We start from the raw sequence: 14,812 nt of genomic DNA on the forward strand, positions 1-14,812 counted from the left end.
ATATGAAATATCTCAATGAACTCAAACAGCGCTTTCAGCAACTGACTGAACGCGAGCAAAAAATGGTACTAATCTCAGCGGTTGTGGTATTGGTGGGTGGCATCTACTTTTTTATCTATGCCCCCATGCAGGCCAGTATTGAGAAGAACAGCGCTTCGCTGAACGCCCAAAAAGAACTGCTGACCTGGGTAAGTCAAAATGCCAATCGCGCCATTCAGCTCAGACAATCCGGGGGAGAAGGCGAGCAGTTCAATGGCTCCTTGCCTCAGGCCGTTAATCAGACGGCGAATAACAGCAACATCAGTATTTCCAGGATGCAACCGCAGGGCGACGATATTCAGGTATGGATCGACAATGCTCGCTTTGAGGATGTACTCAATTGGCTACAATCACTGGAACACATGGGTGTCCAAATCATTGAGGCGGATATTGCAGAAGGCGACAGTGTCGGCAATGTCAAAATACGCCGCCTCAGACTCAGCAAAGTATAATCGTAAAGGGCTATGAAAAAACAACTCAGTATTACGCTCGCCGCTATTGGTCTTTTTCTCATTTTTTTAGTGGCTAATCTGCCCGCCAGTCAGGTGATAGCCAGGGTGACACTCCCCAAAGAAGTCAGTGTCATTGGGGTCAGTGGCACCTTGTGGGCAGGCCATGCCGATCAGGTGATAGTGCAAGGGCTGGCCCTGTCCAACGTAAACTGGGATTTGGCCTTTTTGCCATTGCTGCTGGGTAAAGCAACAGTACACATAGATGCAGGCAGTGCCCGTGACAGTGATCAAATTTCGCTGCAGGGTGATATCACACTCACGCCTTCAGGAATAAGCGCTCAGAACACCACATTATTTGCCCCGACACCTCTGTTAATGGCTCAGGTACAGTTACCCATCGCCGTCGATGCGGCCGGTCGGGCGCGGGTGCAAGTTGAAACCTTCAGCTACCACAAGGAAACCGGTTGCCAGTCTCTCAAAGGCACAGGCAGTTGGTTAAACGCGGGGGTTGCTGGTTTTAATGGTCAGGTTAATCTGGGGAACTTTGAGGCAACCCTGGAATGTGATCAGGGGCCGATTAAAATCACCACCAGACCCGATAATTCGCTGAATCTTGCAGCCGCAACACTGATTCATCACAATGGTAAGTTCAGTGTCGAAGGACAATTTAAGGTATCCGATGCCCTTCCCAGAGAAGTGCACGATGCCGCTAAATTTTTCGGAGCACCGGACGAACAAGGGTTTTATCAGATAAAATTGTAACCTAATTCAAAGTGGCGGCCTGAATATCCGCAATGATGTCCCGGTAGTCGCTGATGGATTCAAAATCCGTGACTTTCACAGCTGGCTTTTGACTATCCGGGTTTGCAACGGCAAGTAAGTGCTTAATACCAAACCTTTTGGCCGTTGCCAGAATCCCCAGGCTGTCATCCACAAATAAGGTTCTGTCGCTGTCGAATCCAATTTCCGACTGTAGTTTTTGCCACAAGCTCAGAGATTCTTTTGTGACACCAAATTGATGGGTGGAATACAAAACATCAATGTGTTTATCCAGCTGAGTTTTTTCAATTTTCAGGGACAGAGAATCCGGATGTGCGTTGGTCACCAAAAAGACTTTTCGTCCGGTATTTTTCAGGGCATCCAGAAAAGGAATTGCATCGGGACGCATTGAGATCAGATGCTCAATTTCCCGTTTTGCCTCCACAATATTCATATCCAGTTTTCTTGCCCACACATCCAGGCAATACCAGTCCAGCGTACCGAATACTTTTTGATATTCATCGCTCAGAAACTGCTGTGCCTGCTCATAGGAAATGCCGCGTTTTTGTGACAATCGCAGGGGCAAATGATGCAACCAAAACTGATTGTCATAGTGCAAATCCAGTAATGTACCGTCCATGTCTAATAAAACGGTGTCGATTTCCTTCCAATGTAACGTAGGCATTTGAATTTATAAGCGTTATAGTATGGTTTTGACATATTGTAACGCGGCACCAGAGTGAGTAAACCAGATTCTGAGAAACAACTACCTGTCATCCATGATCGGGAAATCGTAGCTCGGAGTCGGCTATTCCGGCTCGAACAAGTTCACCTGGAATTCTCCAACGGCGAAAAACGCGTATTTGAACGCATGGCAGGCTCAGGCAGAGGAGCTGTCATGATTGTGCCCATGATAGATGACAAACGCTTCCTGTTGGTCAAAGAATACGCTGCCGGACTCCACGAATATCAACTGGGCTTTCCGAAAGGACTGATCGACCCCGGAGAAACGCCTGTACAGGCCGCAAACAGAGAGCTAAAAGAAGAAGTCGGCTATGGTGCTGATCGGCTCGAATCACTCTCTACGGTTACCATGGCCCCGACCTTTTTCAGTGCCCACATGCATATCATGCTGGGCAGTGGTCTTTATCCTGAAAAACTACCTGGTGATGAACCAGAACCCTTAGAAGTTGTAGAGTGGTCATTTGATGACATGGACGCCTTACTGGCCCGCTCTGATTTTACCGAAGCCCGATGTATCGCAGCCCTGATGCTGGCTCACAGGAGGTTATTGCAAAACAGATGAATCCCTATCAAGAATTACTCAATATCGCTAAAGCCGCGGCACTCGAGGCCGGCGCTGAAATTATGCAAATTTACGACAGCGGTGACTTCACCAGCTACAGTAAATCCGACGACTCGCCGGTGACCACCGCAGACTATAAAGCCAATGAGATCATTACCCGCTACCTGGATCAGCATGCACCGGATATTCCCATTATGTCGGAAGAGAGTAAGCATGAATCGCTGGAAGTACGCAAGCGCTGGCAACGGTACTGGCTCATCGACCCTATCGATGGTACCCAGGAATTTATCGCCCGAAGCGGTGACTTTGCCATTAACATTGCGCTGATCGAAAACAACGAGCCTGCCATTGGCGTAATTTACTGGCCCGTAGGTGAAACCCTGTATTTTGCCAGCAAGGGCCATGGCGCGTTTAAAGAAAGTCCGAAAGAAGACAAGCAGATTTGGGTCCGTCAGTTAGACGATCCTCAAAATGGTGAAGTACTGGTGGCCATCAGCCGCAGACAACCCCGTGACAGGGTTATGTCCCGTATGACCAAAGACAGAATCTACAGCACCATCCCCCTGGGTAGCTGCTCACTGAAGTCCTGTTTTATTGCCGAAGGCAAAGCGGATGTGTTTTTGCGCATCGGCATTACCGGTGAATGGGATACCGGTGCCCCACAATGTATTGTTACCGAAGCAGGCGGCAAAGTATTAGCTGCAGATTTTGAACCATTAACCTACAATCAACGAACAAGTCTTATCAACCCGGATTTTGTGGTACTAGGCGACCAACGGGTAGATTGGGAACAAATAGTCTTGTATCAACTGGTGAGTAAAAATGATGAATAAACTACTGATTACCCTCTTATTTTTTAGCAGCACAAGTTTCGCTGGCTGGCAATTAGACCGCGACAATTCCAACATCAATTTCGTATCCACGAAACAAACTCACATCCAGGAAATTCACCAGATAACCGAATTTGAAGTTGAACTGAAAAGTAACTCAAAACTGGTACTCAACATGGATTTGAGTTCGGTAGAAACCGCCATTCCAATTCGTAATGAGCGAATGAAAGCCATGTTGTTTGATGTCGCCAATTTTCGATATGCTACCTTAACTGTGGCATTACCGCAGGGAATTGATGACTTCACCAGCACTACAGTAGTAAACGCAGAAGGCACCTTAAGCCTGCATGGCAAATCCCAACCTGTGCAGTTGTCGCTGTTGTTAACCCCTACTGACACCAGTATTACAGGCACATTGCTGCAACCGCTGATTATTAATGCTGCGGACTATGACTTAGTGCCCGGCATTGAAGCATTGCGTGAAGTGGCGGGGTTAAAGTCTATTGCCAATGCCATTCCTGTGTCCGGCAATATCGTATTGCACAAGAAATAGAACAGGATAAGCAAGCAGGCCTTCAGGAACCCTGTCAGCAATGGAGCTGAATCAGATAACCTTGCCGGTAAATGACATGGCAAAAGCGGTGGACTTTTACCGGTTATTGGGTTGTCAGCTTATCGTAGATACGCCCCACTACGCACGTTTCGCGGCTCCTGATGGCGACAGCAGCTTTTCCCTGTCCCTGGAAGAAGAAACATTCTCAAATGGCGCAATAATGTATTTTGAGCATGAGCAACTGGACACACTCTATGCTGAACTTTGCCAACGTGGTCTTACCTTTGACCAACCTCCGACAGAGCAGCGTTATTTGTGGAAAGAAGCGGTACTCCATGACCCTTCGGGCAACAAGATCAAGTTGTATTGGGCAGGTAAAAATCGTCTGAATCCGCCCTGGCGGGTAAGTGCTCAGGGTTAGCAGTCTTGCCGGTATTGCGCTTCCATCAGAGACAAACTATCACGACTCACAATATCGAAACTCTCTTCCAGTTCAGAATAAACAATCACAGCTTCCCCGGATTTTAAGCGAGCCAGTACCTGCTCAACTTTAGCCTGCAGTGAAACCTCCTGCTCTCCGTAATCCGTACCTTCCCTTAATACAAAACCTGAAACCAGGTTACGCAGACTTTCTTCCGGTATTTCATTAAGCGGCACTACGACAGACATTACTAACTCCAACTATTTTTTAAAACATATAGGTGCAAGCACTAACTTACTTAAATTCTTAACCTTTTGACAGGCTGCTGAGCAAGACTGCAATGCGCTCATTAACCCAGAATCTGGGCCGCCAAACCGGACCGTGTAAAAAGCCAACGTGCCCTCCTTTTTCGCTCAATTCTATGGTAACCGCTGGCGAGATTTGCTCGGCAGTGGGGACAATATCTGGCGACATAAAGGGATCGTCTTTAGCGTGTAGCACCAGAGTCGGAACGCGAATATTGTGCATATAACGGTAAGCACTACAGCGGGTATAATAGTCCTGTGCATCACTGAAGCCATGCAAGGGTCCGGTGATGCGGTCATCAAACTCATAGAAACTGCGCAATCCCTGTAACTCATCAAGCGGCAAACCCAACAGTTTTGCATAATCGTAACGTACATATTTTTGCCGGAACTTACGACGCATACTGTTGAGTAAATGTTTTTGGTAGATCCGGGAAAACCCCAGTGCAATCGATGCTGAACAACGGGCCAGATCAAAAGGTGGTGAGACAACTACGGCTTGCTGCAACAAAGCGTTGTTATCTGCTTCGCCCAATAATTTCAGTAACATATTACCACCCAACGAGTACCCAATGGCGATCAGAGGTATACCCGGATGACGTTGCTTGAGCGCCTCCAGCACCAGGCGATTGTCATCTGTCTCTCCGCTGTGATAAGAGCGTGCCGTCTGGTTTTGAGAAGGGCCACAGCCGCGAAAATGCACCAACACGTAACGCCAGCCTAGGGATTCCAGCATAGCCATTAAATGTGCCGCATAATGGGATTCTGCGGAACCTTCCAGTCCATGGAATATCACAACCAGCCCATTTTGAGAAGGTTCATTCTTACTCCAGGCCAGCTCCACAAAGTCTCCGTCAGGCGTATCAAACTTTTCCCAGCTTAAGACGGGTTTTGGTTTTCTGACAAAAAACCGCGGCCAGATCGTCTGCACATGGCGATTTCTGGCCCAGAAAGGAGGATTAAACGAAGATTTTACAATCATAGAAACTCAATAATGTGGCACCGCTCAACGGTGGCTAAAGCAGTTCAGGAGGTTATTCATCCAGTCTGCTGCTGTTACCTTTTCTGCGGCCAGATAGTGTGGCAGGCTATGTCTGTCGGCAAGGGTAACCGTTTGTTCGTTCAGCGCCTTAATAATGTCCTGCTGCAGCTGTTTTTCCAGTACCAGTTCACGGGCCAGACACAGTTTGTACTCCGGCGTTGCTTTTGCCAACCCCTGTCGCTGGCGTCGCTGGCTAATCACCTGCTCCCCGGTGACCCTGATCGCATCTTTTATGTTATTAAAACCCTCTGTCTCCAGGGTGCATTGTTGTTGGTACAGCCAGTGGCACAATAACACCAGGTTGACGTTTAGCCCAAAGCGCTCCTGTCCTTCTAAGCACAACGCTTTAACCCCGGGTTGCGCATACAATTCACAGGAATATTGCCAAAAGGTACTGGCATCAAAGCGTTTGTCTAAACTCATGCTCGGCCTCTTCCAATGCTTCCTGTGCTTCCAACCAACTTTGCTCTGCTTCCTCTAAACGACCGGTGAGCTGGGCCTGTTCTGCCAGCAATGTTTTCAGTTGCTCTTTGTTATGCGCTTCATACAAGGAAGTGTCGGCCAGAGTCTCCTGCAACTCTGCAAGACGTGCCTGACACTGCTCCATTTGTTTTTCACCAGCACTGATTTGCTTTTTCAGCGGTTGTACCGTTTTGCGAAACTCCGCTTCCAGTCGCTTAGTTTCTTTACGGGTTACATTACTGCTACCGGATTCAGAGGATTTTGGTTCAGTACCAGGTTTGTTCAACACCCACTTTTCATAATCATGGATATCACCATCAAACCGACTCACCTGCCCGTCATCCACCAGGTAATAGTCATCCGATACTGCCGAAATTAAAAAGCGATCGTGAGAAACAATCACCATAGCACCTTCAAAAGACTGCAGAGCCAGGGTCAAACCCAGCCGGGTTTGCATATCCAGGTGGTTAGTGGGCTCATCCAGCAGCAACAGATTCGGTTTTTGATACACAATCAACGCCAGAGACAATCGGGCTTTTTCACCACCGGACATGGGGGCTACCGGTGATAAAGCATCATCACCGTGAAAACCAAAACTGCCCAGGTAATTGCGCAAAGCCTGTTCTGTTGCCTTAGGGTCCAGCACCTGAAAATGTTGCAGAGCCGACATATCAGGTTGCAGTTTATCCATTTGATGCTGGGAAAAATAACCTACTTTTAAACCGGCGCTGGTGCTGTATTCGCCACTCAGAGGGGCAAGATCGCCCGCCAGTAATTTGATCAAGGTAGACTTACCCGCGCCATTGCGACCCAACAGACCAATACGACTACCAGGCACCAGATTGAGTTGAATGTTCTTAAGAATACTTACATCGCCGTAACCGGCTTCGGTTTTTTCCATGTGAACCAGGGGGGTCGGCAGCTTTTCTGGCTCAAAGAAATCAAACGAGAATGAAGATTCTTGGGTTTCAGGAATAATCTGCACCAGCTTATCCAGCTGTTTTTTGCGGCTTTGTGCCTGCTTGGCTTTAGAAGCCTTGGCACCAAAGCGGTCAATGAACTTTTGCAGGTGCGCGGCTTTTTCCTGTTGCTTGCGGGCAGTGGCTTCCTGCAATCTCAGGCGTTCCGCTTTTTGCTTTTCAAAGGCACTGTAATTACCTGCATAGTGGCGCAGTACTTTACTTTCAAAGCTGGCAATATTGTTTACTACGGCGTCCAGAAAATCCCGATCATGGGAAATTAGCATCAGGCAGCCTTCATAACTGCGCAACCAGGATTCCAGCCAAATCACGGCATCCAAATCCAGGTGGTTGGTAGGTTCATCCAGCAGCAGTAAATCAGAACGCTTGAGCAGCGCCTGTGCCAGATTCAAGCGCATACGCCAACCGCCGGAAAAACGACTTACGGGCAAGGCGTGTTGCTGCTGAGCAAAACCCAAACCATTTAAAATAATGCCTGCCCGGGCTTCCAGCGTGTCTGCGCCGATATCCTGTAACTGACCATGAAGTTCAGCGATTTTTATTCCGTCATTGGCCTGATTGGCAGCATCGAGTTGTGCTTCCAGCTCCCGATAGCGCACTTCACCGTCCAGTACATATTCCAGCGCGGTTCGTTGCACAGATGGGGTTTCCTGAGCAACGTGGGCAATTTGCCACTCCACAGGCACTGACAGTTCACCTTCTTCAATCGGGAATTGTTGCAAAATAGCCTTGAATAACGTGGACTTACCGCAACCATTGCGCCCGATGATGCCAATCTTTTGCCCGGTGTTGAATTGCAGGCTGACATCACGTAATAAGTATTCCCCACCCTGCATTAACGCAAGCTGTTTAAGTAAAATCATAATTTCCGTTTTATTTTTGCTACCCAGGCCGGATAAAATGGTGCTTATTGTAGCCCATTGACCTTTGATAACCTGATGACTAAAAAAATTAAAAAGCGCTTTATCGCAGGCGCCGTTTGTCCACATTGTAAGGCCAGTGACAGTCTGATGCTATACATGGAAAACAATGTAGAAAAAGTTGAATGTGTTTATTGCGATTATCACAAAACCCAGTTGGATGACCAGACAGAAAAAAGCACCCGAAGCAATGAAAACGTAATTGGTATCTTTAAACCCTCTAACTAGTGCGCACAAACCTCTGCGGTTAATAATGTGGCGGGGGTGTCTCTTCATCCAGGGAGGCGATATTACTGGAAGACATCTCTTTCAACTTATTGGTGACATGCTGCATTTTGAACTGCAGCTCATCAATGAGACGTTGTTGCTTTATCAATGCCTGATTCAGTGCTTCTATGGTGTCTTCCTGATAAGCGACTTTAATCTGTAGCTGTTCAATCTCGTTCAATTGTGTTGCCTGTTTGCAAATAAACCGGCGCCTATTGTACGTCCCAAACCTCAGCCCAACCACTACTACTTTCAGAAATCACCTGATTTTCATTGTAGAAGCCAACCCCATACACAATGGCACTGTTGCCCACCGCTTTTTCATTGGGTCTGACCCGCCAACCTTCTATCTGATTGCCACTTTGCACTTCCCACAGAGCCAACAACCGATTTGGGGAGCCCGTCAGTAATCGGCTGCCATCGTCAGAAAACACCACTGAGGAGAAGATCATTTGCCTTTGTATAAACTGCAAACGGGAGACCTCTTCCCCGGTCTGGGCATCCCAGATACGGGCTGTTTTCTGACTGTCGGCGGTAAACAAATAGCGTCCTTTAGGATCGATCAACACTTTGGTCACCCGGCTGGGATGATCAAAACGATGTACCACCTGCCCGGTCCGGGTATCCCATAAATAAGCCACGTAATCATTACCGCCCGTCAGTGCATAATAACCATTGGGAGAAATATCCACGCTGTTAATGCGTTCAGTGTGGCCTAAAAACTCCAATCGTCTGCCGGTAAACGGCTCTAACATCATCACTTTACCGTTACTTCTGCCAACAAGAACAGTTGTTCCTTGATCAGCTATCGCCACGTCGCGAATAGTGGATTCATCGATACGCCAGAAGCCATCCGGTTCGCCGGTGTTCAGACTCCAGATTGCAAAAGCGTCGCGATCAGCGCTTACCACATAAGAGTTGTCATTGGCGATGCGCACCATGGATACCAGATTAATTGTCTCGCCATCACCCTTGTAGGCCCACTGGTATATTTTCTGATTGTATTCCAGGTCCCAAACCAATAAGCCCAAATCGATACTGGAAACCACACTGATTTTAGCGTCCCGGGAAATATCAGCAGCCATGGCGCCATCTTCAGCATGCTGAAACTCTAAGGCCGGCTCTTTGTGATAAGTACCGCAGGAAAGAAGTGCGAAAATACCGGATAAGTACAGGAAAAAACGAACGAGTTGGTTACTTTTTAGTCTGATCATCCTTTTATTTCTTGGTTATGGTTTCGAAATAGTAAAACTCTGTTTAGTATATGCGCTTTGCGTGGAAACTGCCCGCCACAATTTCTGGCTTTTTTCAAACAAATTCCAAAACCAATAAATCGGAGCAATTCATGAGAAACAGATCACTTTTGATAGCACTTGCTAGTGTGATTGGGTTGAGCGCATGTCAACAGGAACAATCTTCTAACAACGCCAATACTGATAAGGCAGCAGCAATGACAATGACTATTGAACAGGTAAATCAGTTACCTGAAGCAGAAAAACAAGCCTACGCCCTGGGTGAGAACATGGGTAAATATGTAACAGCACAGGCAGAGCAATACGCTGAGTTTGGTATGACCTTCAGTGCTGAACATGTAAAACAAGGTTTTATGGCCGCCATCGACGGTAACGCCATTTTAACCGACGAAGAATCCACTAAATTAATCCAGGCCCTGCAAGCCGCTGCACAGCAAAAGCAGACGGAAATGGCCGCAGTGGAAGGTCAAAAAACACTGGAAGAAGGCCAGGCATACCTGGCTGAAAACAAACAGCGTGAAGGCGTAATGGAAACTGAATCAGGTATCCAATACGAAGTCCTGACAGAAGGTGAAGGCGAAAAACCTTCTGCTGAAGATACCGTTAAGGTGCATTACCACGGTACCTTGATTGACGGCACTGTGTTTGATTCCTCGTATGATCGCGGCGAACCTGCGGTATTCCCGCTTAATCGCGTTATCAAAGGCTGGACCGAAGGTGTGCAACTGATGAATGTGGGCTCTAAGTACCGTTTCCACATTCCCAGCGAACTGGCCTACGGCTCGCGCGCTACTGGCAAAATTAAGCCAAACTCTACCTTAGTATTTGATGTGGAATTGCTTTCTATCGAATCTAAGTAATTTTAGACTTTGAATAGCAAAAGCCGGGCAACAGCCCGGCTTTTTTAGTTTTTTATTGTTCGACTTTCCTTGCCGATCCACGTCCTCATCGGAATTTTCGAATGGTATTGCGCCTGGCAATATTAATAAGTCTGCATTAGCAGAATCTGATTTAAAACGTTGCAGGACTGTCGTTGTTGTTCAATCCTGTAGAGAGATAAAAAATGTTATACCTCCGTTTTCAGCGTTTTTGTTAATATAACTTTAGCTCAAAAGCGTTTTTTTTCCTGGAAAAAAAGCACTTTTGTGGGACAAAAAACACAACTTATTGAACTTACGAACAATTTAATTTTACGAACTATTTATCATCATGCGCACACCTTTGATCACCCGCCCCGGATACATCAAGCTCAAAGCCGAACTGGACTACCTGTGGCGAACTGAAAGACCTGAAATTACCGCGAAAGTTACCTGGGCCGCCAGTCTGGGGGACAGAAGCGAAAACGCAGATTACAAAGAAAACAAACGCAAACTACGGGAAATAGATCGCCGGGTACGCTACCTGAGCAAACGCCTGGAAGCATTAAAGATTGTCGACTATGCACCTCAGCAAGAAGGCAAAGTATTCTTTGGCGCCAGGGTGAGTGTAGAAAACAACGATGGTGATGAACGCCAGTTTCAGATTGTTGGCTATGATGAAATATTCGCCCGAAAAGATGTGATATCCATAGACAGTCCCATGGCCAGAGCCTTGCTCAAACACAGTGTTGATGATGAGATTGTGGTTGCGACACCGGAAGGTAAAAAGCACTGGTATATCACTGAAATTGACTACCCGGACAAGCAATCGACAGCCGAATAACAGGAAAACCGACGAATAACATTGTAAAGTTGCGCTCAGGCCTCATATTGCCTGGAATATATCTAACGAATTAATGTCACTCCCTGATGGAAGCAAGCATGGCTAATCAAATAATATTTTCTCAACTCAGTCAGGAACTGAACATCTCTGCAACGCAAATCTCCTCAGCGGTAGAGTTAATGGATGGCGGCGCAACCGTGCCGTTTATCGCCCGATATCGAAAAGAAGCCACACAAGGGCTGGATGACACACAACTGCGTAACCTGTCGCAAAGATTAACCTACTTGCGGGAACTGTGGGAACGCAAAGAAGCCATCATTAAATCCATCAGTGAACAGGACAAACTCACCGATGCCCTGAACGATAAAATCAATGCCTGTGTTTCAAAAGCTGAGCTGGAAGAGCTGTATTTACCCTATAAACCCAAGCGACGTACCAAGGGCCAGATCGCCATCGAAAACGGCCTGGAACCTTTAGCCGACGCACTGTTTAACGATGCCTCGTTAGACCCGGAAGCACAGGCGGAACAATTCCTCAACGACGCAGTAGCCACCACCAAAGACGCCCTGGACGGCGCCAAATTCATTTTGATGGAACGCTTTGCCGAAGATGCCGATTTGCTGCAGAAAATACGCAGACACCTGCAAAAAAATGCCTTTATCAAAAGTGTTTTGGTACCTGGAAAAGAAAAAGAGGCCGCTAAGTTCAGTGATTATTTCGAGCACCGTGAAAAGCTGACCACGACCCCATCGCACCGCGCTTTGGCGATGTTCCGGGGCCGCAATGAAGGCTTTCTCCAGGTTTCTCTGGAACCCGACCCGGAAAAAGAAGAATCCGACAAAACCTCTTATTGCGAATCCATTATTGCTGACCATACCGGCCTGGCCAGTCAGCACCTGTCGCAAAAAGCAGCCGGTAAATGGTTAACCGGCGTAATCCAGTGGACCTGGCGCATCAAAATTCTGATGTACATGGAAAATGAACTGTTCAGCCAATTGCGCGAATCAGCCGAACTGGAAGCGATTAATGTATTTGCCTCCAATCTGAAAGACTTACTGATGGCGGCGCCTGCCGGACCGCGAGTTACCATGGGTCTGGATCCAGGTTTGCGAACTGGGGTAAAAGTAGCAATAGTGGATCAGACCGGCAAAGTGTTGGCTACGCAGGTTATTTACCCGCACGCGCCCCAAAACCATTGGGACAAGTCCTTGCGGACTCTGGCCAATATCTGCCGACAGCACAAGGTAGAACTGATCAGCATTGGCAATGGTACCGGTTCCCGGGAAACGGATAAGTTAGTGGCCGAGCTGATGAAAAGCGAGCCTGATTTAACACTCACCAAACTGATCGTCAGTGAAGCAGGAGCCTCAGTATATTCCGCTTCTGAACTGGCCTCTCTGGAATTACCCGACATGGATGTGTCCTTGCGCGGTGCGGTTTCCATTGCCCGACGTTTACAGGACCCGCTGGCAGAACTGGTGAAAATCGAACCCAAGGCCATTGGTGTTGGCCAGTATCAACACGATGTCAGTCAGAGTCAGTTGGGGCAATCACTGGAAGCGGTTATCGAAGACTGTGTAAATGCCGTTGGTGTAGATTTAAATACGGCCTCACCGGCAATTCTGGCCAATATTTCCGGATTAAATAAAACCCTGGCGCAGAACATTGTGGAATATCGCAATCAAAATGGTGCCTTCAACAGCCGCAAAGAGCTCACTAAAGTGGCGCGCCTGGGACCGAAAGCATTTGAACAATGTGCCGGATTCCTGCGTATTAACAATGGCAGTGAGCCGCTGGACAGTTCAGCGGTGCACCCTGAGGCTTATCCCGTTGTAGAACAAATGCAACAGGAAGCAGGTTGTGACGTGCGACAAATGATCGGAAATGCCGACGTTATCAAAAAGATCATGCCGGAAAGCTTCGTCAATGAGCATTTTGGTTTACCCACCATCAAAGACATTTTGGCAGAGCTGCTGAAACCGGGGCGCGATCCGCGTCCGGAATTTAAAACGGCCCAGTTTAAGGAAGGGGTTGATACCATTAATGATCTCAAGCCCGGTATGATTCTGGAAGGGGTCATCAGCAACGTGGCGAACTTCGGGGCCTTTGTGGACATCGGAGTGCACCAGGACGGTCTGGTACACATTTCCTGCATCACTGATAAATTTATTTCTGACCCGAGGGAAGTGGTAAAAGCCGGTGATATCGTCAAGGTGAAAGTAACTGAAGTGGATGTGGCACGTAAGCGTATTTCGCTGACCATGCGCCTGGACGACAAAGCACCGGTACAAAGCCAGGGCGCAGGTAAGCCTCAGAAACGCCATGAACAGCGCACCAATAAACCGACGCGCGCACCACGTCAGGACAACAAAGCAGGCAACAGCGCTATGGGCAATGCGTTTGCAGAAGCCTTTGCTAAAGCGAAGAAGTAGTCTGTAATATCAGATGCAGTATCAGGTCGGGCAATTTGCCTGGCCATCTGCAATAGAGCCATCAGGCGAATTGCTGAAAGCCTTCGGTACGTGGGGTAGAAGTTTGTTGGTAGAAGTTGGCGATTCTCAACGCGCGCTGAGTAATCTCTTCGTCCCGTTGTGAGTTGATTTCGGTTTCCTCACCATTTTGCTGAGATAAAAAGGCATTCAGGGCATTGTCGACAAATTGTTCTGGCCGCTCAAGAGAACGGGTGGGAGCGCCCACATCACCTGGGTCGACGATTTCATCCAGTTCAGGAATAGTCTCTTCAATTGCCTCTGCGGCACTGTTGTCTTGTCTACCAAAGACCCGATCAATACTTTCCTGCTGGGCGTCTTTTTGCTGCTCTATCTCGTCCTGTGCTATTTCAACACGGGCTTCAGCCGCAATACGTGTCGCTTCACTGGCTACCCGAAAATCCTGTGGTGAAGGTTCAGCGGGTGCCAGCGCAGCCGCTTTAACCTGCTGCATTTTATTCAGCGTATCTTCGGGCTCGGACTCTTTTGAAATATCGATAGAGACTTCACCGCCCACCGCATATTGCTGCCCATCAGGTCCAGTTTCAAATTCGTAGCTGGGTGAACCGGCATACTGACCCCCAACAGCCGCATGGGCCTGTTCGTGTGCCCGAACTTCCTGATCCCGCGTTTTCAGACGCTCCAGTTCCTGCTTATCGGCTGCTTCTTTTTGCTGCTTCTGGCGTTCTTCAGCGTCTTCTTTACCGGCACTTTCCTGCTTAGCATTATCCGGTGTATCACCTGCGGTATTGTTTAAGCCACTGGTGTCTGCATTGGGGTTTTGTTGTACAACCGGACGTTCATAAGTGGGTGCCTGGGCGGGTTGAGCTGATTTTGCCGATTGTTTAAGACGATCTGATTCTGAACCCAAACCGGCTTCTGCCGATGAGTTTTCCGGTTGTGATAATTGCGGTATCACTTCCCGCTGCACATTATCACGGCGCGCAGATTCCGTGTTCACATTGGATGTAGTGAACGGGATAGCTGTTGGCACCGGCGTAACGATATTCATACTCAGCTCAAATATGAATTA

18 protein-coding genes are annotated in these 14,812 nt (G+C 47.9%); 10 read left to right on the top strand and 8 right to left on the bottom strand.

Annotated elements, in window-relative coordinates; genetic code table 11:
- The first annotated feature begins 2 nt into the window (after window positions 1-2).
- Both gspM and AC0J20_RS05290 read left to right on the top strand, forming a co-directional pair.
- Window positions 3-491, top strand: a complete 489-nt coding sequence (gene gspM / locus AC0J20_RS05285) for a type II secretion system protein GspM (protein ID WP_473020903.1) — start codon at window positions 3-5, stop codon at window positions 489-491.
- A gap of 12 nt (window positions 492-503) precedes the next feature.
- Window positions 504-1,253: a type II secretion system protein N gene (locus AC0J20_RS05290; RefSeq protein ID WP_473020904.1), complete on the top strand. Its 750-nt coding sequence runs from the start codon at window positions 504-506 to the stop codon at window positions 1,251-1,253.
- 1 nt (window position 1,254) lies between these two features.
- Here the strand turns inward: AC0J20_RS05290 and yrfG are convergent, their stop codons facing one another.
- Window positions 1,255-1,935, bottom strand: a complete 681-nt coding sequence (gene yrfG, locus AC0J20_RS05295) for a GMP/IMP nucleotidase (RefSeq protein WP_473020905.1) — start codon at window positions 1,933-1,935, stop codon at window positions 1,255-1,257.
- Between the two features lie 54 nt (window positions 1,936-1,989).
- Between yrfG and nudE the strand changes: the two genes are divergently transcribed.
- Genes nudE through AC0J20_RS05315 form a run of 4 tightly spaced genes read left to right on the top strand, consistent with a single transcriptional unit; the run spans window position 1,990 to window position 4,360 of the window.
- Window positions 1,990-2,556: an ADP compounds hydrolase NudE gene (nudE, locus tag AC0J20_RS05300; protein ID WP_473020906.1), complete on the top strand. Its 567-nt coding sequence runs from the start codon at window positions 1,990-1,992 to the stop codon at window positions 2,554-2,556.
- Window positions 2,553-3,389, top strand: a complete 837-nt coding sequence (cysQ, locus tag AC0J20_RS05305; RefSeq protein WP_473020907.1) for a 3'(2'),5'-bisphosphate nucleotidase CysQ — start codon at window positions 2,553-2,555, stop codon at window positions 3,387-3,389. The genes nudE and cysQ overlap by 4 nt, the downstream gene beginning before the upstream one ends.
- Window positions 3,379-3,939, top strand: a complete 561-nt coding sequence (locus tag AC0J20_RS05310) for a YceI family protein (protein ID WP_229529732.1) — start codon at window positions 3,379-3,381, stop codon at window positions 3,937-3,939. The genes cysQ and AC0J20_RS05310 overlap by 11 nt, the downstream gene beginning before the upstream one ends.
- Window positions 3,940-3,979: 40 nt before the next feature.
- Window positions 3,980-4,360, top strand: coding sequence for a VOC family protein (locus tag AC0J20_RS05315; RefSeq protein WP_473020908.1), 381 nt, complete (start codon window positions 3,980-3,982; stop codon window positions 4,358-4,360).
- On the opposite strand, the gene AC0J20_RS05320 is transcribed toward AC0J20_RS05315, so the two are convergent.
- From AC0J20_RS05320 to AC0J20_RS05335, 4 genes are read right to left on the bottom strand one after another with little or no spacing between them, the layout of a single operon-like run.
- Window positions 4,357-4,608 (bottom strand): YheU family protein, encoded by a 252-nt coding sequence (locus AC0J20_RS05320; RefSeq protein ID WP_229529730.1) that lies wholly within the window; start codon window positions 4,606-4,608, stop codon window positions 4,357-4,359. The genes AC0J20_RS05315 and AC0J20_RS05320 overlap by 4 nt on opposite strands.
- 58 nt (window positions 4,609-4,666) lie before the next feature.
- Window positions 4,667-5,647 (bottom strand): hydrolase, encoded by a 981-nt coding sequence (locus tag AC0J20_RS05325; RefSeq protein WP_473020909.1) that lies wholly within the window; start codon window positions 5,645-5,647, stop codon window positions 4,667-4,669.
- A gap of 24 nt (window positions 5,648-5,671) precedes the next feature.
- Entirely contained in the window at window positions 5,672-6,130 is a 459-nt protein-coding gene (locus AC0J20_RS05330; RefSeq protein WP_473020910.1) for a TIGR02444 family protein, read from the bottom strand.
- Window positions 6,108-8,012 (bottom strand): ATP-binding cassette domain-containing protein, encoded by a 1,905-nt coding sequence (locus AC0J20_RS05335; protein WP_473020911.1) that lies wholly within the window; start codon window positions 8,010-8,012, stop codon window positions 6,108-6,110. The genes AC0J20_RS05330 and AC0J20_RS05335 overlap by 23 nt, the downstream gene beginning before the upstream one ends.
- Window positions 8,013-8,087: 75 nt before the next feature.
- Between AC0J20_RS05335 and AC0J20_RS05340 the strand changes: the two genes are divergently transcribed.
- Window positions 8,088-8,297, top strand: a complete 210-nt coding sequence (locus tag AC0J20_RS05340; RefSeq protein WP_229529726.1) for a YheV family putative zinc ribbon protein — start codon at window positions 8,088-8,090, stop codon at window positions 8,295-8,297.
- Window positions 8,298-8,316: 19 nt separating this feature from the next.
- On the opposite strand, the gene AC0J20_RS05345 is transcribed toward AC0J20_RS05340, so the two are convergent.
- A complete protein-coding gene (locus AC0J20_RS05345) occupies window positions 8,317-8,517 on the bottom strand; it encodes a SlyX family protein (RefSeq protein ID WP_229529725.1) in 201 nt (66 codons plus the stop codon).
- Window positions 8,518-8,548: 31 nt separating this feature from the next.
- Window positions 8,549-9,550, bottom strand: coding sequence for a WD40 repeat domain-containing protein (locus AC0J20_RS05350; RefSeq protein WP_377307066.1), 1,002 nt, complete (start codon window positions 9,548-9,550; stop codon window positions 8,549-8,551).
- A 131-nt stretch (window positions 9,551-9,681) separates the two neighbouring features.
- Here AC0J20_RS05350 and AC0J20_RS05355 point away from each other — a divergent pair, with 131 nt between their 5' ends.
- The 3 genes from AC0J20_RS05355 to AC0J20_RS05365 all read left to right on the top strand — a co-directional run bounded on the left by AC0J20_RS05355 (window position 9,682) and on the right by AC0J20_RS05365 (window position 13,722).
- Complete coding sequence (locus AC0J20_RS05355) at window positions 9,682-10,449, top strand: FKBP-type peptidyl-prolyl cis-trans isomerase (protein WP_229529724.1); 768 nt, start codon at window positions 9,682-9,684, stop codon at window positions 10,447-10,449.
- Window positions 10,450-10,798: 349 nt separating this feature from the next.
- Complete coding sequence (gene greB, locus AC0J20_RS05360) at window positions 10,799-11,290, top strand: transcription elongation factor GreB (RefSeq protein WP_473020912.1); 492 nt, start codon at window positions 10,799-10,801, stop codon at window positions 11,288-11,290.
- A 110-nt stretch (window positions 11,291-11,400) separates the two neighbouring features.
- On the top strand, window positions 11,401-13,722 hold the full coding sequence (locus AC0J20_RS05365) for a Tex family protein (protein WP_473020953.1): 2,322 nt from the start codon (window positions 11,401-11,403) through the stop codon (window positions 13,720-13,722).
- Window positions 13,723-13,783: 61 nt separating this feature from the next.
- On the opposite strand, the gene AC0J20_RS05370 is transcribed toward AC0J20_RS05365, so the two are convergent.
- Complete coding sequence (locus tag AC0J20_RS05370; RefSeq protein ID WP_229529721.1) at window positions 13,784-14,791, bottom strand: putative metalloprotease CJM1_0395 family protein; 1,008 nt, start codon at window positions 14,789-14,791, stop codon at window positions 13,784-13,786.
- Window positions 14,792-14,812: the final 21 nt, after the last annotated feature.

Source organism: Planctobacterium sp. R6, assembly GCF_055755215.1.

Bases quoted from the DNA above. Each gene is read 5' to 3' on its own strand.
- AC0J20_RS05335 (WP_473020911.1), bottom strand. From the start codon at position 8,012: ATGATTTTACTTAAACAGCTTGCGTTAATGCAGGGTGGGGAATACTTA.
- AC0J20_RS05370 (WP_229529721.1), bottom strand. From the start codon at position 14,791: ATGAATATCGTTACGCCGGTGCCAACAGCTATCCCGTTCACTACATCC.
- gspM (WP_473020903.1), top strand. From the start codon at position 3: ATGAAATATCTCAATGAACTCAAACAGCGCTTTCAGCAACTGACTGAA.
- AC0J20_RS05350 (WP_377307066.1), bottom strand. From the start codon at position 9,550: ATGATCAGACTAAAAAGTAACCAACTCGTTCGTTTTTTCCTGTACTTA.
- yrfG (WP_473020905.1), bottom strand. From the start codon at position 1,935: ATGCCTACGTTACATTGGAAGGAAATCGACACCGTTTTATTAGACATG.
- AC0J20_RS05315 (WP_473020908.1), top strand. From the start codon at position 3,980: ATGGAGCTGAATCAGATAACCTTGCCGGTAAATGACATGGCAAAAGCG.
- AC0J20_RS05340 (WP_229529726.1), top strand. From the start codon at position 8,088: ATGACTAAAAAAATTAAAAAGCGCTTTATCGCAGGCGCCGTTTGTCCA.
- cysQ (WP_473020907.1), top strand. From the start codon at position 2,553: ATGAATCCCTATCAAGAATTACTCAATATCGCTAAAGCCGCGGCACTC.
- AC0J20_RS05355 (WP_229529724.1), top strand. From the start codon at position 9,682: ATGAGAAACAGATCACTTTTGATAGCACTTGCTAGTGTGATTGGGTTG.
- AC0J20_RS05310 (WP_229529732.1), top strand. From the start codon at position 3,379: ATGATGAATAAACTACTGATTACCCTCTTATTTTTTAGCAGCACAAGT.
- AC0J20_RS05290 (WP_473020904.1), top strand. From the start codon at position 504: ATGAAAAAACAACTCAGTATTACGCTCGCCGCTATTGGTCTTTTTCTC.
- AC0J20_RS05330 (WP_473020910.1), bottom strand. From the start codon at position 6,130: ATGAGTTTAGACAAACGCTTTGATGCCAGTACCTTTTGGCAATATTCC.
- greB (WP_473020912.1), top strand. From the start codon at position 10,799: ATGCGCACACCTTTGATCACCCGCCCCGGATACATCAAGCTCAAAGCC.
- AC0J20_RS05320 (WP_229529730.1), bottom strand. From the start codon at position 4,608: ATGTCTGTCGTAGTGCCGCTTAATGAAATACCGGAAGAAAGTCTGCGT.
- AC0J20_RS05325 (WP_473020909.1), bottom strand. From the start codon at position 5,647: ATGATTGTAAAATCTTCGTTTAATCCTCCTTTCTGGGCCAGAAATCGC.